18 protein-coding genes are annotated in these 19,963 nt (G+C 61.0%); 14 read left to right on the top strand and 4 right to left on the bottom strand.

Annotated elements, in window-relative coordinates; all coding sequences use genetic code 11:
- The first annotated feature begins 99 nt into the window (after positions 1-99).
- Positions 100-324 carry a hypothetical protein gene (locus tag ACMGG9_RS13500; RefSeq protein WP_033640066.1) on the top strand — a complete coding sequence of 75 codons (225 nt, stop codon included), beginning with the start codon at positions 100-102 and terminating at the stop codon, positions 322-324.
- A complete protein-coding gene (locus tag ACMGG9_RS13495; RefSeq protein WP_164106970.1) occupies positions 321-587 on the top strand; it encodes a hypothetical protein in 267 nt (88 codons plus the stop codon). The genes ACMGG9_RS13500 and ACMGG9_RS13495 overlap by 4 nt, the downstream gene beginning before the upstream one ends.
- A gap of 9 nt (positions 588-596) precedes the next feature.
- Here ACMGG9_RS13495 and ACMGG9_RS13490 read toward each other — a convergent pair whose 3' ends face one another.
- The 3 genes from ACMGG9_RS13490 to ACMGG9_RS13480 are packed head-to-tail and all read right to left on the bottom strand — an operon-like array spanning position 597 to position 3,174.
- A complete protein-coding gene (locus ACMGG9_RS13490) occupies positions 597-749 on the bottom strand; it encodes a DUF2474 domain-containing protein (RefSeq protein WP_004934619.1) in 153 nt (50 codons plus the stop codon).
- 14 nt (positions 750-763) lie between these two features.
- Positions 764-1,771 carry a cytochrome d ubiquinol oxidase subunit II gene (gene cydB, locus ACMGG9_RS13485; protein WP_063918510.1) on the bottom strand — a complete coding sequence of 336 codons (1,008 nt, stop codon included), beginning with the start codon at positions 1,769-1,771 and terminating at the stop codon, positions 764-766.
- Between the two features lie 2 nt (positions 1,772-1,773).
- Positions 1,774-3,174 carry a cytochrome ubiquinol oxidase subunit I gene (locus ACMGG9_RS13480; RefSeq protein ID WP_004934615.1) on the bottom strand — a complete coding sequence of 467 codons (1,401 nt, stop codon included), beginning with the start codon at positions 3,172-3,174 and terminating at the stop codon, positions 1,774-1,776.
- A gap of 144 nt (positions 3,175-3,318) precedes the next feature.
- On the opposite strand from ACMGG9_RS13480, the gene ACMGG9_RS13475 reads away from it, so the two are divergent.
- The 6 genes from ACMGG9_RS13475 (at position 3,319) to ACMGG9_RS13450 (ending at position 10,481) form a co-directional block, all read left to right on the top strand.
- Entirely contained in the window at positions 3,319-4,737 is a 1,419-nt protein-coding gene (locus ACMGG9_RS13475) for a PLP-dependent aminotransferase family protein (RefSeq protein WP_042784770.1), read from the top strand.
- A gap of 154 nt (positions 4,738-4,891) precedes the next feature.
- Positions 4,892-6,580, top strand: coding sequence for an ABC transporter substrate-binding protein (locus tag ACMGG9_RS13470; protein WP_042784769.1), 1,689 nt, complete (start codon positions 4,892-4,894; stop codon positions 6,578-6,580).
- A gap of 48 nt (positions 6,581-6,628) precedes the next feature.
- The gene (locus ACMGG9_RS13465) at positions 6,629-7,585 is read left to right on the top strand and encodes an ABC transporter permease (protein ID WP_004934604.1); all 957 of its coding nucleotides are present in this window, start codon (positions 6,629-6,631) and stop codon (positions 7,583-7,585) included.
- A gap of 4 nt (positions 7,586-7,589) precedes the next feature.
- Positions 7,590-8,540 (top strand): oligopeptide ABC transporter permease, encoded by a 951-nt coding sequence (opp4C, locus tag ACMGG9_RS13460; RefSeq protein ID WP_046687269.1) that lies wholly within the window; start codon positions 7,590-7,592, stop codon positions 8,538-8,540.
- Entirely contained in the window at positions 8,537-9,523 is a 987-nt protein-coding gene (locus ACMGG9_RS13455; RefSeq protein ID WP_414161479.1) for an ABC transporter ATP-binding protein, read from the top strand. The genes opp4C and ACMGG9_RS13455 overlap by 4 nt, the downstream gene beginning before the upstream one ends.
- Complete coding sequence (locus ACMGG9_RS13450; protein ID WP_033650921.1) at positions 9,513-10,481, top strand: ABC transporter ATP-binding protein; 969 nt, start codon at positions 9,513-9,515, stop codon at positions 10,479-10,481. The genes ACMGG9_RS13455 and ACMGG9_RS13450 overlap by 11 nt, the downstream gene beginning before the upstream one ends.
- 2 nt (positions 10,482-10,483) lie before the next feature.
- Here ACMGG9_RS13450 and ACMGG9_RS13445 read toward each other — a convergent pair whose 3' ends face one another.
- Complete coding sequence (locus ACMGG9_RS13445; RefSeq protein ID WP_208060855.1) at positions 10,484-11,458, bottom strand: alpha/beta hydrolase; 975 nt, start codon at positions 11,456-11,458, stop codon at positions 10,484-10,486.
- A 675-nt stretch (positions 11,459-12,133) separates the two neighbouring features.
- On the opposite strand from ACMGG9_RS13445, the gene ACMGG9_RS13440 reads away from it, so the two are divergent.
- The 6 genes from ACMGG9_RS13440 (at position 12,134) to ompC (ending at position 19,945) form a co-directional block, all read left to right on the top strand.
- A complete protein-coding gene (locus tag ACMGG9_RS13440; RefSeq protein WP_015378175.1) occupies positions 12,134-13,348 on the top strand; it encodes an aspartate aminotransferase family protein in 1,215 nt (404 codons plus the stop codon).
- A gap of 52 nt (positions 13,349-13,400) precedes the next feature.
- Complete coding sequence (astA, locus tag ACMGG9_RS13435; protein ID WP_004934585.1) at positions 13,401-14,435, top strand: arginine N-succinyltransferase; 1,035 nt, start codon at positions 13,401-13,403, stop codon at positions 14,433-14,435.
- Positions 14,435-15,907 (top strand): succinylglutamate-semialdehyde dehydrogenase, encoded by a 1,473-nt coding sequence (gene astD / locus ACMGG9_RS13430; protein WP_414162274.1) that lies wholly within the window; start codon positions 14,435-14,437, stop codon positions 15,905-15,907. Before astA ends, astD begins: the two co-directional genes overlap by 1 nt.
- A 52-nt stretch (positions 15,908-15,959) precedes the next feature.
- Complete coding sequence (gene astB / locus ACMGG9_RS13425; protein WP_033643406.1) at positions 15,960-17,300, top strand: N-succinylarginine dihydrolase; 1,341 nt, start codon at positions 15,960-15,962, stop codon at positions 17,298-17,300.
- A gap of 10 nt (positions 17,301-17,310) precedes the next feature.
- Positions 17,311-18,294: a succinylglutamate desuccinylase gene (gene astE, locus ACMGG9_RS13420; protein WP_414161478.1), complete on the top strand. Its 984-nt coding sequence runs from the start codon at positions 17,311-17,313 to the stop codon at positions 18,292-18,294.
- Between the two features lie 568 nt (positions 18,295-18,862).
- Entirely contained in the window at positions 18,863-19,945 is a 1,083-nt protein-coding gene (gene ompC / locus ACMGG9_RS13415; protein WP_033650925.1) for a porin OmpC, read from the top strand.
- Positions 19,946-19,963: the final 18 nt, after the last annotated feature.

Below are 19,963 nucleotides of genomic sequence, written 5' to 3'. Positions count from 1 at the left end.
TGCGAATTGTGCGAGGTGTTACGCAGTTCACTAATTGAACGACATTTGGCGTTCCAGTAGACTTTCCCTCGGTGAATCAACGACCACAGGAGGTGGAGTATGCGCAGCTTGCCGATTCGGTTATCCAACAAAATTGATGATGATCTGAACGATATCGCCCGACGTCACGGGATGGAAAAAACCGAGGTAATCAAAATGGCGTTTGCACTGATTACCATTGCCGATAAGTACTGGATGAAACAGGATGGTACGTCTCTTGGCATCGTACGAGAGAATGGCGAACAGCTTGAAGCGGTGGGGCGGGTCGTGGAGATCTTCCCATGAACATCGAAAGCCGTAATCTGCGCGATGAGGCCAGCCAGGTTTATCTGGAGCAGGTGTTGGTCTTCGACGAAATGGAGCGGCTGCGCCTGGCACGCCAGGTGCTGTGCGGGATATTCGCGGTCAGCGTGGGCGTATTCGCCGCCCACGCGTATTGGGACAAAAACGAAGCGCTGAATCAGGTGTTTGAGCTGGTGAAGATCGGCGCCTTGCCGCTGGTCACGCTGGTGGTCTCTTTTTACTTTCCCAACAGCGCGTCCAGATAAGGCGTCACGTCAATGTGACTTCATGCCCGCCGCAGTCATCAGCAGGCGGAACAGCGAGGCAACCACGAACAGCCCCAGCACGCTGGCGCTCCAGATGATCACCAGCCAACCGATGCGTTTCCACCAGGGTGCTGGAGCGGCGGCTGCCGTTTTATCTTGCATAGCGTCCTCCTTCCTCAGTGATAGCCGTGTTCATGGCTGATCTTGCCGCGGAACACGTAGTAGCTCCAGAAGGTGTAGACCAGAATGATTGGGATGATGAACAGCGCGCCGACCAGCATAAAGCCGAGGCTCTGCGGCGGCGCGGCGGCGTCCCACAGGCTGATGGCCGGCGGGATCAGGTGCGGCCAGATGCTGATGCCAAGCCCGCTCAGGCCGAGGAACACCAGCAGCAGCGTCAGCATGAACGGCGAGTAGTGCGCGCCGCGTTTCACCCCACGCTGGATCCCCCAGGCGCTGAGCAGCACCAGTACCGGCACCGGCAGCAGCCAGAACAGGTTCGGCAGCGTAAACCAGCGCGCGGCGATTTCGGGATGCGCGATCGGCGTCCAGATGCTGACCGCAGCCAGCACCAGCAGCAGGATGGCCAGCAGCGGTGTCGCCAGGTGATACATGCGCGCCTGCAGGTCACCGGCGGTTTTCATCACCAGCCAGGTACAGCCGAGCAGGGCGTAGGTCACCACCAGCCCCAGCCCGCAGAACAGCGCGAACGGCGTCAGCCAGTCCAGCGCGCCGCCGGCGTAGGTGCGGCCTTCTACCGGGAAGCCGTTGATCACGGCGCCCACCACCACACCCTGGCTGAAGGTGGCGAAGAGAGAGCCCCAGATGAACGCCTTGTCCCAGATATGGCGCTTCTCCGGCGTCGCTTTGAAGCGAAACTCGAAGGCCACGCCGCGGAAAATCAGCCCGATCAGCATCAGCGTCAGCGGGATCGCCAGCGCGTCGAGGATCACCGAGTAGGCCAGCGGGAAGGCGCCAAACAGCGCCGCGCCGCCCAGCACCAGCCAGGTCTCATTGCCGTCCCACACCGGGGCGACGGTGTTCATCATCAGATCGCGGTCGTCACTCGCCTTCACCCACGGAAACAGAATGCCGATGCCCAAATCGAAACCGTCCATCACCACGTACATCATGGTGCTGAACACGATGATCACAAACCAAATCAGCGGAAGATCGATACCCATGTTCAGCTCCTGTCGTCCAGAGTGTCGTTGACCGCGGACAGCGGACGCGCCGGGCGGCCCTCGGTATTGTCTTCTTGGTGTTCATGCGGCTGCGGCCCTTTGCGGATCAGGCGCATCATGTAGGAGTAGCCCACGCCGAACACCGAGCAGTAGACGATGATGAACGCCAGCAGGCTGATGCTCATGTGCAGATCGCCGTGCGCGGACACCGCATCCTTGGTGCGCAGCAGGCCGTACACCACCCACGGCTGGCGGCCTATCTCGGTGGTGAACCAGCCCGCCAGCAGCGCCAGCAGCCCGGAAGGGCCCATCCACAGGATGAAATACAGGAACGGACGCGACTGATAGAGCCCGCCGCGCCAGCGCAGCCACAGGCTCCACACCCCGGCCAGGATCATCAGCATGCCCAGCCCGACCATGATGCGGAACGACCAGAACACCACGGTGGAGTTGGGGCGATCTTCCGGCGGGAACGATTTGAGCGCCGGCACCTGCTCGGTCAGGCTGTGCGTCAGGATCAGGCTGCCGAGATAGGGCACTTCCAGCTTGAAGCGGGTCTCTTCACGCTGCATGTCCGGCCAACCGACCAGGATGAGCGGCGTGGCTTCGCCCGGCGGGTTTTCCCAGTGGCCTTCGATGGCGGCGATCTTCGCCGGCTGATGTTTCAGCGTATTCAGGCCGTGCGCATCGCCGATCAGCGCCTGCACCGGCGCGACGATCAGCGCCATCCACATCGCCATCGACAGCATCTTGCGCATCGCCGGCGTGTCGCGGCCGCGCAGCAGATGCCAGGCGGCGGACGCGCCGACGAAGAACGCCGAGGAGAGGAAGGCGGCGGTGGACATGTGCAGCAGGCGATACGGGAAGGACGGGTTGAAGATGACCTTCAGCCAGTCAACCGGCACCACCTGGCCATTGATGATTTCATGCCCTTGCGGGGTCTGCATCCAGCTGTTGGAGGCCAGGATCCAGAAGGTGGAGATCAGCGTGCCGAGCGCCACCATGCAGGTGGCGAAGAAGTGCAGGCCGGGGCCGACGCGGTTCCAGCCGAACAGCATCACGCCGAGGAAACCGGCTTCGAGGAAGAAGGCGGTCAGCACTTCATAAGTCAGCAGCGGCCCGGTAATGCTGCCGGCGAACTCGGAGAAGAAGCTCCAGTTGGTGCCGAACTGGTAAGCCATCACCAGCCCGGATACCACGCCCATGCCGAAGTTAACGGCGAAAATCTTTGACCAGAAGTGATAAAGCTCACGATAGGCTTCATTGTGCGTTTTCAACCATAATCCTTCCAGCACCGCCAGATAGCTGGCTAAACCGATGGTGATGGCGGGGAAAATGATATGGAAAGACACGGTGAAGGCGAACTGTATTCTGGCAAGTTCCAGTGCATCAAGACCCAGCATGGCGCCTCCTAGGGTTGAACATAAATTAACCTCTTGAGTATAGCTGTCATTTTTATGTGAAATGCTTGGCGTTAAGTTAAGCACGGAGTACAGTTCCTATAATAGTGACAGTTATTTTACTTTTTCATATAACAGTTAATGGTTATGACCCGATACGAGCAGCTTGCGCAGCAGATTAGAGAACAGATCCAGAACCGGGTGTGGCGGGCGGGCGACAAGCTGCCTTCGCTGCGCGAGAGCGGCAAACGCGCCGGATTGAGCCTGATGACGGTGGTGCAGTCTTATCAACTGCTGGAGAGCCAGGGGTGGATCGTCGCCCGGCCGCAGTCGGGCTACTATGTGGCGGCGCGCCCGCAGCCGCTGCCGCAGCCTTCGCGCGGCGAGAAACTGCTGCTGAGCGAACAGGTGGACATCAACGCCTTTATTTTCGACGTGCTGCAGGCCTGCAAGGATCCGGACATCGTGCCTTTCGGTTCGGCGTTTCCCGACGCCACGCTGTTCGCCCAGCCGAAGCTGGCGCGGGCGCTGAGCAGCGTAGCGCGCAAGTTCACGCCGCACAGTTCGCTGGTCAACCTGCCGCCGGGCAACGACGCGCTGCGACGGCACATTGCCCAACGCTATGCGCTGAGCGGCATGCAGGTCGCGCCGGACGAGATCGTCATCACCGCCGGGGCGATGGAGTCGCTCAGCCTCAGCCTGCAGGCGGTGACCCAACCGGGCGACTATGTGGCGATCGAGTCGCCGGCGTTTTACGGCGCGCTGCAGGCGCTGGAACGGCTGCGGCTGAAGGCGGTGGCGATCGCCACGCATCCGCAGGACGGTATCGATCTGGACGCGTTGCAGCAGGCGGTGGAGCAGTATCCGATCAAAGCCTGCTGGCTGATGACCCACTTCCAGAACCCGCAGGGCGCCACCCTGCCGGAGGCCAACAAGCAGCGTCTGGTGGCGCTGCTGCGCGAACGGCAGATCTCGCTGATCGAAGACGACGTCTACGGTGAGCTGTACTTCAGCGCCGAACGGCCGCTGCCGGCGAAGGCGCTCGACAGCGGCGGCCAGATCCTGCACTGCTCGTCATTTTCCAAATGTCTGGCGCCGGGCTTTCGCGTCGGCTGGGTGGCGGCGGGGCGTTATGCGCAACAGATCCAGCGTTTGCAGCTGATGAGCACCGTTTCCACCAGCGTGCCGACCCAGATGGCGCTGGCGGATTATCTGCTGCACGGCGGCTACGACACCCATCTGCGGCGGCTGCGACGCCTGCTGGCCCAGCGCCAAAGCGCAATGCGTCAGGCGATCGCCCACCATTTCCCGCCGACGGTGAAAGTCAGTCAGCCTGACGGCGGGTATTTCCTGTGGCTGGAACTCGATCCGGCGCTGTCGTCGATGGAGCTGTACCGGCGCGCACTCGCACGGGGCATCAGCATCGCGCCGGGGCGCATGTTCACCACCGGCGACCATTTCAACCACTGCTTCCGTCTCAACGCCTCATTTGAATGGAATGACCGCTTTGAAGAGGCGATAAAAACCTTAGCCAAACTTATCCGGGGGCTGGCGGCGGCCGGCTGAATCGCGTTTTTCCCGCCGCTTCACCCCAGAAAAATTCATAATGCTTTTTTCGGCAATGGAATGCCGGTTTCGTTGTTAGACAGCCCTCCAGCCGCCCATTACTCTGCGATAAATTTTGTCACATTTTTATCAACGGGTAGACGAGGGGCAGTGGGTGAGTGGAATAAAAAATAAGCTAAACAAACTGTTGCGCTATCGGCTGACGCCGCTGGCGTTGGTCTGCGCGCTGGGATTGAGCGCCGGCGCGCAGGCGGAAACGCTGGCCGAAGGCATTACGCCGGCCAGCGACGCCGCTCGGGTGCCGGCCGCCGCCAAACTGCGCAAAGATACCGTCGTGGCGGGCATCTCGGAGCCGCAGGGGATTTTCAATCCGTATCTGTTCACCAACGGCTGGGACGAGAACGTGACCGACGTGATCTTCAGCCGGCTGATCGGCCTGGACAGCCAGGGCAAACCGGAAGGGCGCCTGGCGGAGTCCTGGCAGGTCAGCCCCGATAATCTGACCTACACCATCAAGCTGCGGCCGAATCTGGTCTACAGCGACGGCTCGCCGCTGAAGGCCGACGATATCGCCTTTACCCTGACGCTGCTGCATGACCCGGCCTATGACGGCGATACCGATATCACGCCGGCGCACATTCAGGGCGGCGCCGAGTATAAAAACGGCACCGCGGCCGGCATCAGCGGGCTGAAGGTGATCGACGATCGCACCATTCAGATCGTCACCACCCAACCGGGCGCGACCACGTTGCAACTGATTGGCGGGCCGGTATTGTCGCGGGCTTACTACGGCAAAGACTATCAGCGCGGCAAGCTCGACGGCGTGCGCGCCTTGAACGGCAAGCCGCTCGGCAACGGCCCCTACATTTACGACAAGTACGTGCCGGGGCAGGAAATCCGCTTCCACGCCAATCCGAACTTCTACCTCGGCCCGCCGCCGATGGCGCGCTTTATCTATCGCGTCACCAACCCGGCCACCAACTTCCAGCTGTTCCAGACCGGTGAGACCGACTACGACGCCTTTACCGCCAAGCCGGACGATATCGAACAGCTCAAACTGCTCGGCTTCGCCAATATCAACCTTTACAGCTCGAGCGATTACAGCCGGGTTGATTTCAACCTCAGACGCCCGGCGCTGCAGGACAAGCGGGTGCGTCAGGCGCTGATCTACGGCCTCGATCGGCAAAAACTGATCGCCGTGGTGTACCAGGGGTACGGCAAGGTCGCCAACCAGCCGATTTCGCCGATCTCCTGGGCTTACGACGCCAACGGCATCAATCCTTACGCTTACGATCTCGATAAGGCCAAAAAGCTGTTGGACGAGGCGGGCTGGCAGGTGGGCGCTGACGGCATCCGGCAGAAAGACGGTAAAAAGCTGGAGCTGACGCTGCTGGTGACCAAAAAGCTGATCAACGACGCGCTGGTGCCGATCGCCAAGGATAACTACCGCCGGCTCGGCGTGGTGCTGAAACCGCAGGTATTGGATTTCAACGCGCTGCTGGCGCAGCGCAAGGCGGGCAATTACGACCTGGCGTCTCTCAGCACCAGCACGCTGAACGATCCGCACGACGGCGTACGCGACTTCATCAGCCGCGAGAGCGAGACCGGCTACCACAACCCGCAGGTGGACGCGCTGATCGCCAAAGCCAACGCCACGCTGGATATCGCGCAGCGTAAGCCGCTGTACCATCAGTTGTATCAGGTGCTGGCGGACGATCCGCCGGTGATCCTGCTCGGCAACCGCGAAATATTGAGCGCCAGCAGCGCGCGCGTCACCGGCTTTAAACCGGATATCTACAACGGACTGGTCGGCAGCCTGCCGAACGTCAAACCGGCGCCGTAACGCCCCGATGCCGCCGCGCTATTCCGGGCGGCGGCGATGGAATTCGCGATGAGAAATTTTATCCTGCGCCGTTTGTTGCAGACTATCCCGATGCTGTTGTTGGCTTCATTGCTGATTTTTTGCATCTTCGCCCTGGCGCCCGGCGACTTTATCGACGGCAATATCAACCTGACCGCGCAACGCGCCGCCGAGCTGCGGGCACTGTATGGGTTAGATCAGCCCTTGTTCAGCCGTTACCTGCATTGGCTTGGCCGGCTGTTGCAGGGCGATCTCGGCTTCTCGCTGCAGTATCAGATCCCGGTCAGCACGCTGCTGAACCAATACATCTGGAACTCGTTCCTGCTGGCGGCGGTGGCGATGGTGCTGTATTGGGGCATCGCGCTGGCGGTGGGAGTGATCTCGGCGATGAAACCCTATTCGCTGTTCGATCATCTGATCACCGTGGCGGTGTTCGCCGCCATGTCGTTTCCGACGTTTTTCCTTTGCCTGTTGCTGATCAAATGGTTCGCCGTCGATCTGCACTGGTTGCCGGCGGGCGGCATGTTGCGCACCGGCAGCGAAGCGAGCGGGCTGGCCTGGGCGCTGGAGGTGGCGGCGCACCTGCTGTTGCCGGTGCTGGCGCTGGTGATGCTGCAGGCCGGCAGCCTGACGCGCTATTTTCGCGCCAGCATGCTGGAGGTGATCCGCATGGACTATATCCGCACCGCGCGCGCCAAAGGGCTCAGGGAGAAAACGGTGATCCTCAAACACGCGCTGCGCAACGCGCTGTTGCCGATCATTACCCTGCTGGGGTTCGAGCTGCCGGGATTGTTCTCCGGCGCGCTGATCACCGAAAAAATCTTCAACTGGCCGGGCGCCGGGCATATCCATATCGATTCGCTGGCGGCGCGCGATTATCCGGTATTGATGGGGTTCACGCTGTTTCTGGCGGCGCTGACCATTCTCGGCAATCTGCTGGCGGACATTCTGTACGCCTACGCCGATCCACGCATTCGCTTGAGGTAACACGATGTGGGTAACGCTGTTTTTCGGGCGCCGTCGCCGCTGGCGCCAGGCGCAGTTGCCGGCGCTGGCGCAGCTGTCTCCGCCGCCCGCCGCGCAGGCCTGGCGCCGTCTGCGCCGCCACCGACCGGCGATGATCTCGCTGGCGCTGCTGGTGCTGTTGGCGCTGCTGTGCCTGATTGGGCCGTCGCTGTCGCCGTGGCCTGACGACGCCGGCGATGTGCTGAACATCAATCAGGCGCCGAGCGGCGCGCATTGGTTGGGCACCGACTTTCTCGGCCGCGATATTTGCACCCGGCTGCTGCTGGCGGGGCGAATATCGCTGACCATCGGCCTGGTGTCGATGCTGCTGTCGGTGACGCTGGGCTATGTACTGGGGGCGTTCGCCGGTTATCTGGGGGGCGTGGCGGATCGGCTGATCATGCGCTTCGCCGATCTGTTGATGACCATTCCCGGCCTGCCGCTGCTGATCATCATGGGGGCGATGCTGACCGAACTCGACGTGTCGCCGGACTACCGTATCTACATGGTGATGATCATGCTGAGCCTGCTGGGCTGGCCGTCGCTGGCGCGGCTGGTGCGCGGCCAAATCCTGTCGCTGCGCGAGCGGGATTTCATGTTGGCCACCGAAGTGCTGGGGCTCTCCACTCGGCGGCGCCTCTTCGGCCATCTGTTGCCCAATACCGTGCCGATTTTGGTGGTGGTCGCCACCATGGCGGTGGCCAACGCCATCCTCAGCGAGTCGGCGTTGAGCTACCTTGGGCTGGGCGTGGTGCCGCCGACGCCGTCGTGGGGCAACATGATGGACGCCGCCAATAGCCTGATCGACTTTCAGCGCCGCCCCTGGCTGTGGATGCCGCCGGGGCTGGCGATCTTCGTCACCGTGGTGGCGATCAATATCTTGGGCGACGGCCTGCGGGACGCGCTCGATCCGAAAATGAGCGGGGTAAAACGATGAGTCAACCGCTGGTGGCGTTCGACCGGCTGTCGGTGTCGTTTCATGGCGAGCAGGGGCCGGTGCGGGCGGTGCAACAGGTCAGTCTTGAACTGCAGGCCGGGCAAACGCTGGGGATCGTCGGCGAATCGGGCTGCGGCAAAAGCGTGACCGCCATGGCGCTGATGGGGCTGTTGCCGCAGCCGCTGGCGCAGGTAGACGGCGGTGAGATTCGCTTTGAAGGGCAAAACCTGCTGTCGCTGCGGGCATCCAAGATGGCGGATCTGCGCGGCAACCGGCTGGCGATGAGCTTTCAGGAGCCGATGAGCGCGCTGAATCCGGTGTTGACCCTCGGCGAACAGCTGGTGGAGCCGCTGATCAGGCACTTGCTTCTGTCGCCGAAAACGGCCTGGCGTCAGGCGATTCAACTCTTGACGGAAGTGGGGTTGGCGCGCGCGGAGGCGCTGATGCGCTGCTACCCGCATCAGCTTTCCGGCGGCATGCTGCAGCGCGTGATGATCGCCATGGCGATCGGGTGCCGGCCGGCGCTGCTGATCGCCGACGAACCGACCACGGCGCTCGACGTTACGGTGCAGGCGCAGATCCTGGCGTTGCTGCGCGAGCAGAGCCGGCGACACAACATGGCGATGATCTTGATCACCCACGATCTCGGGGTGATCGCCCAGATGGCCGATCGGCTGGCGGTGATGTACGCCGGGCGCGTCGTCGAGCAGGGAACGACCCGGGAAGTGCTGGACGAGCCGCGACATCCCTATACGCAGGGGCTGATCGCCTCGCGGCCGGTGCCGGGGCAGCGGCGACGCCGCTTGTACTCCATTCCCGGTCAGGTGCCGGATCTGGCGCGGCTGCCGGAGCATTGCGCTTTCGCCGAGCGCTGCGCGCAGGCCTCCGCTCGCTGCCGCGACGGCATTCCGCCGCTGTACGGCTCCCGTCAGCGTCAGTCCGCCTGTTTTCTCAATGCCGGAGGGCATCCGTATGTCGACTGAACCTTTGGTGGAGGTAAAGGGGTTAAAGAAATATTTTCCGCTGCGCGACGGGCTGTTCGGGCGCACCACCGGCCAACTGAAGGCGGTGGATGATGTCAGCTTCAGCATCCGCAAGGGGCGCGTTTTCGGGCTGGTGGGCGAGTCCGGCAGCGGCAAAACCACCGTTGGCCGCACGCTGCTCGGCCTGCACGACAAAACCGCCGGTGAGGTGCTGTTCAAAGGGCAGGCGTTGGACGGCCTGAGCAAGGACGCGTTGCGCGCCCTGCGGCCGAAAATGCAGCTGGTGTTTCAGGATCCTTACAGCTCGCTGAATCCGCGTCTGCGCGTGGGCGACGCCATTGGGGAAGCGCTGTTGCAACACGGCCTGGCGAGCAAGGCGGAACTGCGCGAACGGGTGCTCGATACCCTGGCGATCTGCGGGTTGTCCTCACAGCATTACGGGCGGTTTCCGCATGAGTTTTCCGGCGGCCAGCGGCAGCGTATCGGCATTGCGCGCGCGTTGATCCTGCAACCGGAATTTATCGTCGCCGATGAGCCAATATCGGCGCTCGACGTGTCGATTCAGGCGCAGATCATCAATCTGTTTTCCGATTTACAGGAGCGGCAGGGGGTGACGCTGCTGTTTATCTCGCACGATCTCGGCGTGGTGGAGCATCTGTGCCAGGATGTGGCGGTGATGTATCTGGGGCAGATCGTTGAGAGCGCCGATCGCGATGCGCTGTTCCGCCAACCGCTGCATCCCTACACGCAGGCCTTGTTGGCGGCGGTGCCGACGCTGGATGCGCAACGCGCGCCGGCGTGGGTGGCCGGCGGCGAGCCGCCGAACCCCGCCAACCCGCCGCGCGGCTGCCGTTTCCATCCCCGCTGCCCGCTGGCCACGGCGCAGTGCCGCGAACAGGCGCCGCAGCTGCGCAGCGTGGCGCCCGGTCATCAGGTGGCTTGCCACCTGGTCGGTTAGCGTCAGGACAGGTAGTGTTTCAACGCGCGCCCGGCCTGGTGGATCGCCGAATGCACCGCCGGGACGTGGGCGAGCGGGTTCAACAGGCCGTAGTCGTGAATTAGCCCGTTGTAGCGGGTAGAAGTGACCTCGACGCCGGCGGCGTCGAGCAGACGCGCGTAGGCTTCGCCCTCATCGCGCAGCACGTCCAGCTCGGCGGTCTGCACCAGCGCCGGCGGCAAGCCCCGCAGCTGTTCCGGCGTAGCGTTGAGCGGCGAGGCGTAGATGTCTTTGCGCTGCGCCTTATCGGGCGCATAGCTGTCCCAAAACCACTTCATCATATTGCGGGTCAGGAAATGGCCTTCGGCGAACTGATGATAGGAATCGGTATCAAAATGGGCGTGCGTAACGGGCCACAGCAGGATCTGGCAACGTAATGCCGGTAGGCCTTTTTCTTTGGCCATCAGGCTGACTACCGCCGCCATATTGCCGCCGACGCTGTTGCCGACCACCGCCAGCCGTGAACCGTCGACGTTGATTTTTTCGCCATATTCGGCCACCCATTCCGTGGCGGCGTAAGCCAGATTGATCGCCTGCGGATAGTGCGCTTCCGGTGAGCGGGGGTAGTTGACGAACACCGCCGCCGCGCCGGAGCTGTAAACCAGATCGCGCACCAGCCGTTCATGGGTGGGAAAATCGCCCAGCACCCAGCCGCCGCCGTGAAAGAACATGAATACCGGCAATGTCTCCTTGACCCTGGCCGGCCGCACCAGCTGCAGCAGAATATCCTGGCCTTCTACGTGAATGGTTTTCTCGCTGATCTCCACCTCGCGCAGCGGCACGTCTACGCTGCGCTGCGCCGCTTCCAAAACTCTGCGCGCCTCTTTGAGCTTCATTTGTTCCATAGGTTTACCGCCGGCGGCATTCAGCGTCTCGAGAAACGCGCGGATGTCGTGCTGGAGGAGAGGCCGGCTGAGATCGACGGTTCGTTTGGGCATGGTGACTCCTTGTGCGCAGAAGAAAAAGTGCGGTCAGAATCACAGTGTAGTCGTTGGCGCATAAAGCGGGAGCCGCGGCCGGCGGCGTTCGGCGCGGTTCGTTTTCCGGGGTGCTGCCGATGGAATAGGCGCTTCGTCGCCGCATTGCCCGATCCTGGCGCAGCGCTGCACCGGGTTGGGGCAAAAAGTGTGATGGCGAGCAAATCGGATGAAATTATTTTTGCGAGCGCGATCAGAAATCCTGAAGTTTTTCGCAATTGAATAGGATTTCGCGAGCAATGATGATTTTAGGCCTTATTTTTTAAATTATGCATTGCAAATGCATATAAAATGAATAAATATGCATTATAAGCCGTTGTTTTAACGTAAAAAATAGCAAAATCCGGCAAAAATCCCGTTTTGGCACGATAGCTGCTCTACACTCTTTATCAAACGACATGTATTTTAACTGCTCGTTAACATTTACTCCCCGCTCAGGGACCGGATAAGCGCCATAAATAGTGAAAAACCGATTTTATGTAACAGATTTGTTTCTAAATCAGCGGTGAGAGACAGCATTTTCTCCGCCGGGAAAGTCGGTTTTGAGCAGCGGTTTTTTTGCATTGTGGCGGCCTAGCCGGGCTTGCGCGGTCCTTACAGTCAAAATTCAGCCTTTGCTGAGATTATGAGGTCACTATGGAACAGCCAATCGCAGTTACCCGCCAGTCTTTCGATGACTGGATGGTCCCGGTTTATGCCCCTGCCGATTTTATTCTGGTGCGGGGTGAAGGATCGCAGGTGTGGGATCAACAGGGTAAGTCTTACATCGATTTCGCCGGCGGCATCGCGGTTAACGCGTTGGGCCATGCGCACCCGGCGGTCAAGGCGGCGCTGGTGGAGCAGGCGGGCAAACTGTGGCATCTGGGCAATGGCTATACCAACGAACCGGTGCTGCGCCTGGCCAAGAAACTGATCGACGCCACGTTCGCCGACAAGGTGTTTTTCTGTAACTCGGGCGCAGAAGCCAACGAAGCGGCGCTGAAACTGGCGCGCAAACATGCGCACGACCAGCACGGCGCCGGTAAAGATCAGATTGTGGCGTTCAACAACGCGTTCCACGGCCGTACGCTGTTTACCGTGTCCGCCGGCGGCCAGCCAAAATATTCGCAGGACTTTGCGCCGCTGCCGGGCGGTATCACCCATACGCCGTATAACGATCTGGCCGCGGCGGCCGAGCTTATCAACGATCGCACCTGCGCGGTGATCGTCGAGCCTATCCAGGGCGAAGGCGGCGTGCTGCCGGCGGAAGCCAGTTTCCTGCAGGGGCTGCGTGAACTGTGCGATCGCCATAATGCCCTGTTGATCTTCGACGAAGTGCAGACCGGCGTCGGCCGCACCGGCCACCTGTATGCCTATATGCAGTACGGTGTGGTGCCGGACGTACTGACCACCGCGAAAGCGCTGGGCGGCGGCTTCCCGATCGGCGCCATGCTGACCACCGATGCGCTGGCGAAAACGCTGGGCGTCGGCACTCACGGCACCACCTACGGCGGCAACCCGCTGGCGACGGCGGTGGCGGGGGAAGTGTTCTCCATCATCAATACCCCGGAAGTGCTGGAAGGCGTCAAGCAGCGCCACCAGTGGTTCATCGACGGGTTGAACGACATCAACCGTCAGTATCCGATCTTCGCCGAAATCCGCGGCGGCGGTTTGCTGATCGGCTGCCAACTGAAGAAAGACTATGCCGGCAAAGCGAAGCAGATCACCCAACTGGCCAACGAAGAAGGCGTTATCGCGCTGATCGCCGGCCCGGACGTGGTGCGTTTCACGCCGTCGCTGATCATCCCTGAGCAGGATGTGAAAGAGGGGCTGGCGCGATTCGCGCGCGCCGTGGCGCGCATTTGCAGCTAATCAGCGGGCTGCGCCTTCATCGGCGCAGCCTGATTCAGAAGAGGTTCGCATTATGATGATTATTCGCCCTATAGAGCGCCGCGATTTGGCGGATTTGCTGACGCTTGCCGGCAAATCCGGTATCGGTCTCACGTCGCTGCCGCAAAATGAAGATACCCTGTCGGCACGCATTGAGCGGGCGTTAAAAACCTGGCAAGGCGAACTTCCGCAAAGTGACCAGTGTTATTTGTTCGTGTTGGAAGACAGCGAGCGCCGGCAGGCGGTGGGGGTCTGCGCGATCGAAGTGGCCGTCGGCCTGGCGGAACCCTGGTACAGCTTCCGCGTCGGCACGCAGGTGCACGCTTCCAAACAGCTGAACGTCTATAAATCGGTGCCGACGCTGTTCCTCAGCAACGACCATACCGGGCATTCGGAACTGTGCACGCTGTTCCTCGATCCGGACTATCGTCACGGCGAGAACGGCAAGCTGCTGTCGAAGGTGCGTTTCCTGTTTATCGCCGCGTTCCGTGAACGCTTCTCCCGCCGTCTGATCGCCGAGATGCGCGGTTTCTCCGATGAAAACGGCCGTTCGCCGTTCTGGGAGAGCGTCGGCCACCGTTTCTTCTCCATCGAGTTCGCCAAGGCGGACTACCTGAGCGGCACCGGACAAAAAGCGTTTATCGCCGAACTGATGCCGAAACATCCGTTGTATGTCGATTTCCTGGCCGAAGACGCGCAGAAGGTGATCGGTGAAGTGCACCCGCAAACCCTGCCGGCGCGCCGCCTGCTGGAGGCGGAAGGCCTGAGCTATCAGGGCTACGTCGATATCTTCGACGGTGGCCCGACGCTGGAAGCCGAAATCGACCACATCCGTGCGGTGAAGCAGAGCCGCCTGGTCAAAGTGGTGCTGGATGACACGCCGATGCGCGCCGATGCGCCGGTCCATCTGGTCGCCAACGACAACTATCAGAATTACCGCGCACTGCTGGTCAATGCCGATCTGTATGACGACCGCCTGCATATCAACGCCGCCACCGCTGCGGCGCTCGGCGTCGAGCAGGGCAGCCCGGTGCGGGTACTCCCCCTTATTGCACAGGAGAAAGCATGATGTCCCATCCTGCACTGTTGATTAACGGCGTCTGGCGGCTGGGCCGCGGCGCGGAGTTCGGCAAGGCCGATCCGGTCGGCAATCAGCCGCTGTGGCGCGCCAACGCCGCCGACGCCGATGACGTCGCCGCCGCCTGCGAAGCCGCGCGCGCCGCATTCCCCGGCTGGGCACGTACGCCGTTCGAGCAGCGCGAACAGCTGGTGAAACGCTTCGCCGCTTTGCTGGAAGAACATAAACAGTCGCTGGCGGAAACCATCAGCCGCGAGACCGGCAAACCGCGCTGGGAAACCCTGACCGAAATTCAGGCGATGATCGGCAAGGTGGGCATTTCACTGCAGGCCTATCAGGCGCGCACCGGTTTTAGCCAGACGGCGATGGCCGACGGCGCTTCGGTGCTGCGCCATCGCCCGCACGGCGTGCTGGCGGTGTTCGGGCCTTACAACTTCCCCGGCCATCTGCCGAACGGCCATATCGTGCCGGCGCTGCTGGCCGGAAACTGCGTGGTGTTCAAGCCGAGCGAACTGACGCCGCTGACCGCCGAGGAGACCCTGAAGCTGTGGCTGAAGGCCGGTCTGCCGGACGGGGTGATCAATCTGGTGCAGGGCGGCCGGGAAACCGGCGAGGCGCTGGCGGCCAGTGCGGATATCGACGGCCTGTTGTTCACCGGCAGCGCCGGCACCGGTTACCACCTGCATCGCCAATTGGCGGGGCAGCCGGAGAAGATCCTGGCGCTGGAGATGGGCGGCAACAACGCGCTGATCGTCGATGGTTTCGAGGATCGCGACGCGGCGGTCAACCTGGCTATCCAGTCGGCGTTTATCTCCGCCGGCCAACGCTGCACCTGTTCACGCCGCATTTTGGTTAAGCAGGGGGCGGACGGCGACGCCTTTATCGCGCGTTTGGTTCAGGTGGCGGGCGAGCTGCGCGTTGGCCGTTGGGATGCCGAACCGCAGCCGTTCATGGGCGGCGTAGTGTCGGCGGCTGCGGCGGAAAACATGCTGAAAGCGCAGCAGCGCTTGCTGGCGCTGGGCGGCAAATCGCTGCTGGCCATGCGTCTGCTGGAGCCGGGCAGTTCGCTGCTCAGCCCGGGCATCATCGAGCTGACCGGCGTGGCGGGCGTGCCGGATGAAGAGTACTTCGGGCCGTTGACCACGATCGTGCGTTACCGCGATTTCGACGAGGCCCTGCGGCTCGCCAACCAGACGCGCTACGGCCTGTCGGTGGGATTGGTCTCGCCGCAGCGCGAGCTGTTCGAGAGGCTGCTGCTGGAAGCGCGCGCCGGCATCGTCAACTGGAACAAGCCGTTGACCGGGGCGTCCAGCGCGGCGCCGTTCGGCGGCGTGGGGGCTTCCGGCAACCATCGCCCAAGCGCCTTCTATGCGGCGGACTATTGCGCCTGGCCGATGGCGTCGCTGGAAAGCGAAAGCCTGTCGCTGCCGGCGACGCTCTCGCCGGGCTTGTCGTTCCGTTAATCGTCTGCGGCGGCGTCATGGCGTCGCCGCAGGCCATCCCCAGGGGATAGCCATGTCAGGATATGAAGTCAATTTCGACGGTTTGGTGGGGCCAACGCACCACTATGCCGGGCTGTCGTTCGGTAACGAGGCCTCTACGCAGCATCAAAACAGCGTATCGAACCCGCAGCTGGCGGCGAAGCAGGGGCTGCTGAAAATGAAGGCGCTGGCCGATCTCGGTTTCCAGCAAGGGGTATTGCCGCCGCAGGAGCGGCCGCATTTGCCGATGCTGCGTCGCCTGGGTTTCAGCGGCAGCGATGAGGCGGTGCTGGCGCAGGCGATGCGTCAATCGCCGCGTTTGCTGTCGGCGCTCAGCTCGGCGTCCTGCATGTGGACCGCCAATGCGGCCACGGTGTCCCCCTCGGCGGACAGCGCAGACGGCAAGGTGCATTTCACCGCCGCCAACCTGAACAATAAATTCCACCGCGCCATTGAAGCGGAAACGACCACCGACGTTTTGCGGGCGATGTTTAACGACGACCGGCATTTCGCCCACCATGAAGCGCTGCCGCAGGTGGCGTTGTTCGGGGACGAAGGGGCGGCCAACCATAACCGGCTGGGCGGCGATTACGCCAGGCGCAGCGTGCAGGTGTTCGTTTACGGTCGCCAGGAGTTTGGCGGCGAAACGGCGCCGGCGCGTTATCCTGCGCGCCAGACGCGCGAAGCCGGTGAGGCGATCGCTCGGCTGCACCAATTGGACGAGCAGCATACGGTCTTCGTACAGCAAAATCCGGCGGTGATCGACCAGGGCGTGTTCCATAACGACGTGATTGCGGTCAGCAACCAGAATGTGCTGTTCCACCACCAGCAGGCGTTTTACCGCCAGCAACAGGCGCTGGATGAAGTGCGCCGCAAGATGGCGACGCTGGACAGCGAGCTGGTGGCGATCGAAGTGCCGACGGAGCGCGTCTCGGTGGCGGACGCGGTGGCGACTTATCTGTTCAACAGCCAAATTCTCACCAAGCCGAACGGCAAGATGATGATCGTGGTGCCGGAAGAGTCGCGCCAGCATGCCGGCGTGTGGCGCTATCTGAACGAGATGGTCGGCAGCGGCGGCCCGATCGATGAAATCCGCGTGTTCGATCTGCGCGAAAGCATGCGCAACGGCGGCGGCCCGGCCTGCCTGAGGCTGCGGGTGGCGCTCAACGATCAAGAGCTGCGGGCGGTGAATCCGCGCGTCATGATGAACGATCGGCTGTTCGCGACGCTTAACGAGTGGGTGGATCGTCATTACCGCGATCGCCTGACGCAGGATGACCTGGCCGATCCGCTGCTGCTGCGCGAAGGGCGCGAGGCGTTGGATTCTCTGACGTCGATCCTCGGTCTCGGGTCCATCTATCCGTTCCAACGTTAAGGGAGGCTGCATGATCGATCTACTGCCCCTGACGCTGGAGGGGAAAGAACCCGCCGAATGGCAGGGTGAAACGCCGCAGCTGCGCTGGCGTTGGCTGGGGGAAGGGGTGTTGGAGCTCACGCCGCGGCAGCGTTATCGCCTGGCGTTGGTGGTGTCGGCGGGCGTACACGGCAATGAAACCGCGCCGATTGAACTGCTCAATCAACTGGTCGGCGATCTCCTTGCCGGCCGGTTACCGCTGACGGTGCGGCTGTTGGTGGTGCTGGGCAACCCGGCGGCGATGCGGGCTGGCAAGCGCTATCTGCACAGCGACATGAACCGCATGTTCGGCGGCCGCTACCGCAACTTCGCCGCCAGCGGGGAAACCGCGCGCGCCCAGCAGTTGGAGCGCACGCTCGCCGCTTTTTTTGATGGCGAACAGGCGGCGCGTTTCCATTACGATCTGCACACCGCCATTCGCGAGTCGCATTTGCCGCGCTTTGGCATTTTGCCCTTCCAGAAGCGCCCGTACAGCGAACCGATGCTAAAGCTGCTGGATGCCGCCGATCTGGATGCGCTGGTGGTACACAGTGCGCCGGGCGGGACTTTCAGCCACTATTCCAGCGAGCATCTCAATGCGGCGAGCTGTACGCTCGAGCTGGGCAAGGCGCGGCCGTTCGGCAGCAACGATCTGCAGCAGTTCGCCGCCATCGATCGCGCTCTACGGGCGGCGGTCAGCGAGAGGCCGTTGCCGGAGCGCGCGGGCGAGGCGATCCGGGTATTCCTTGTGATGCACTCGTTGATCAAACACAGCGAGGATTTCAAGCTGCATCTGGATGATGACACCGCCAACTTCACCGAGTTGAAACCGGGGATGTTGCTGTGCGAGCAGCCGCAGGAGGAGTATCGCGTTGGCGAAGAGGGCGCGTGGATACTGTTTCCTAACCCCACTGTGGCGCTGGGGCTGCGTGCCGGCATGTTGTTGAGCGAAGTTTCCCGTTCTACGTTGTATTGATTTATCCTCGGCGGCGCCGTCAGCGCGCTGCCGTTTATTCCTTTCATTATTTTAATCTGCTATTTCCCGCTATTTAAATGGCTATAAATCGAATTTTATTCGTCCTATAGGGATTTCTTTACGTGAATGAATAAAGGCCGTATTCAGCCGTTATCGGAAAGCCTTAATTGCCTGGTAACTTTGTTAAGATAAAAATGTGAAATAAGTAACGTTTTTAATAACCATGCTAATCTTGTTGTTACTTTTGAATCGCGCAGAAAGCACGCAAAACGAAACCAAAATGCACTAAATTGGTGCGTTGCACCGTTTTGGTTATAAGTTATGTGATAAAAATTTCTTATATTCAATGGGTTATGCATTCTCTTTTTTGAAATATATGGTTACAAATAAACATGCTTTCTCCTCGTTGTTTCATGAACTTTTTGATTTTAAGTTTTGATTCATGATGCTAATGTCACATCACCCCAGCATTAGGGGAGCTCATAAAATACCAAAAGATAAAATCACAGCCCAAATTATAAATTGGGCGTGACGGGCAGGGTTCTAATTATAATATCTAGGAAAATAAATGATGAAACGCAGTGTATTAGCCTTAGCTGTCGCCCTCGGGGCGGTCACCTCCTTCGCCAACGCGGCTGAAATCTACAATAAAGATGGCAATAAACTCGACCTGTACGGCCGCGTTTCGGCCAAACACGTTTTCAGTAAAGATAAAAGTGAAGACGGAGATAAAACGTACGTTCGTCTGGGCTTTAAAGGCGAAACCCAGATCAACGATCAGCTGACCGGTTACGGCCAGTGGGAATACAACGTTCAGGCCAACCACGATGAAGCGCAGGGCACCACCGGCACCAAAACCCGTCTGGGCTTCGCCGGCCTGAAGTTCGCCAACTATGGCTCGTTCGACTACGGCCGTAACTACGGCGTGGTGTACGACGCCGAAGCTTATACCGACATGCTGCCGGAATTCGGCGGCGACTCCTACAGCTACACCGACAACTACATGACCGCGCGCTCCAACGGCCTGGCGACCTACCGCAACCGTGACTTCTTCGGTTTGGTGGAAGGCCTGAATCTGGCGTTGCAGTACCAGGGCAAAAACGACGGTGACGGCCGCAGCGTGACCAAGCAAAACGGCGACGGTTACGGCATGTCTCTGGACTATCAGGACATCGGCGGCACCGGCATCGGCGTTGCGGCGGCGTTCTCTGATTCCAACCGTACCAGCGCTCAGAAAGCGTTGCAGTACGGTAAAGGCGACAAGGCCACTGCCTGGACCACCGCAATCAAATATGACGCCAACCAGGTCTATCTGGCGGCCATGTATGCCGATACCCGCAACATGACGCCGATCAGCGGCAATGGCGTCTCCGGCTTCGCCAACAAAACGCAGAACTTCGAAGTGGTGGCCCAGTACCAGTTCGAAAACGGTCTGCGTCCGTCTCTGGCCTACGTGCAGTCAAAAGGCAAGGATATTGAAGGGATTGGCGACGTCGATCTGGTGAAATACGTGGAAGTGGGCGCGACTTACTACTTCAACAAAAACATGTACACCTACGTCGACTACAAGATCAACCAGTTGAACGACGACAACAAACTGAAGCTGAGCACTGACGATATCGTTGCCGTCAACCTGACCTACCGCTTCTAAGCTGCAATTCCATTACCC

This window comes from Serratia sp. BNK-10 (genome assembly GCF_047456065.1).
Taxonomy (GTDB): domain Bacteria; phylum Pseudomonadota; class Gammaproteobacteria; order Enterobacterales; family Enterobacteriaceae; genus Serratia; species Serratia ureilytica.
Note: the sequence above shows the minus strand (reverse complement) of the source record. Positions and strands in the feature narration are given on the sequence as shown.

Excerpts from the sequence above, each read along its gene's own strand:
- ACMGG9_RS13500 (WP_033640066.1), top strand. The coding sequence starts at position 100 with ATGCGCAGCTTGCCGATTCGGTTATCCAACAAAATTGATGATGATCTG.
- ACMGG9_RS13495 (WP_164106970.1), top strand. The coding sequence starts at position 321 with ATGAACATCGAAAGCCGTAATCTGCGCGATGAGGCCAGCCAGGTTTAT.
- ACMGG9_RS13490 (WP_004934619.1), bottom strand. The coding sequence starts at position 749 with ATGCAAGATAAAACGGCAGCCGCCGCTCCAGCACCCTGGTGGAAACGC.
- cydB (WP_063918510.1), bottom strand. The coding sequence starts at position 1,771 with ATGGGTATCGATCTTCCGCTGATTTGGTTTGTGATCATCGTGTTCAGC.
- ACMGG9_RS13480 (WP_004934615.1), bottom strand. The coding sequence starts at position 3,174 with ATGCTGGGTCTTGATGCACTGGAACTTGCCAGAATACAGTTCGCCTTC.
- ACMGG9_RS13475 (WP_042784770.1), top strand. The coding sequence starts at position 3,319 with ATGACCCGATACGAGCAGCTTGCGCAGCAGATTAGAGAACAGATCCAG.
- ACMGG9_RS13465 (WP_004934604.1), top strand. The coding sequence starts at position 6,629 with ATGAGAAATTTTATCCTGCGCCGTTTGTTGCAGACTATCCCGATGCTG.
- opp4C (WP_046687269.1), top strand. The coding sequence starts at position 7,590 with ATGTGGGTAACGCTGTTTTTCGGGCGCCGTCGCCGCTGGCGCCAGGCG.
- ACMGG9_RS13455 (WP_414161479.1), top strand. The coding sequence starts at position 8,537 with ATGAGTCAACCGCTGGTGGCGTTCGACCGGCTGTCGGTGTCGTTTCAT.
- ACMGG9_RS13450 (WP_033650921.1), top strand. The coding sequence starts at position 9,513 with ATGTCGACTGAACCTTTGGTGGAGGTAAAGGGGTTAAAGAAATATTTT.
- ACMGG9_RS13445 (WP_208060855.1), bottom strand. The coding sequence starts at position 11,458 with ATGCCCAAACGAACCGTCGATCTCAGCCGGCCTCTCCTCCAGCACGAC.
- ACMGG9_RS13440 (WP_015378175.1), top strand. The coding sequence starts at position 12,134 with ATGGAACAGCCAATCGCAGTTACCCGCCAGTCTTTCGATGACTGGATG.
- astA (WP_004934585.1), top strand. The coding sequence starts at position 13,401 with ATGATGATTATTCGCCCTATAGAGCGCCGCGATTTGGCGGATTTGCTG.
- astD (WP_414162274.1), top strand. The coding sequence starts at position 14,435 with ATGTCCCATCCTGCACTGTTGATTAACGGCGTCTGGCGGCTGGGCCGC.
- astB (WP_033643406.1), top strand. The coding sequence starts at position 15,960 with ATGTCAGGATATGAAGTCAATTTCGACGGTTTGGTGGGGCCAACGCAC.
- astE (WP_414161478.1), top strand. The coding sequence starts at position 17,311 with ATGATCGATCTACTGCCCCTGACGCTGGAGGGGAAAGAACCCGCCGAA.
- ompC (WP_033650925.1), top strand. The coding sequence starts at position 18,863 with ATGATGAAACGCAGTGTATTAGCCTTAGCTGTCGCCCTCGGGGCGGTC.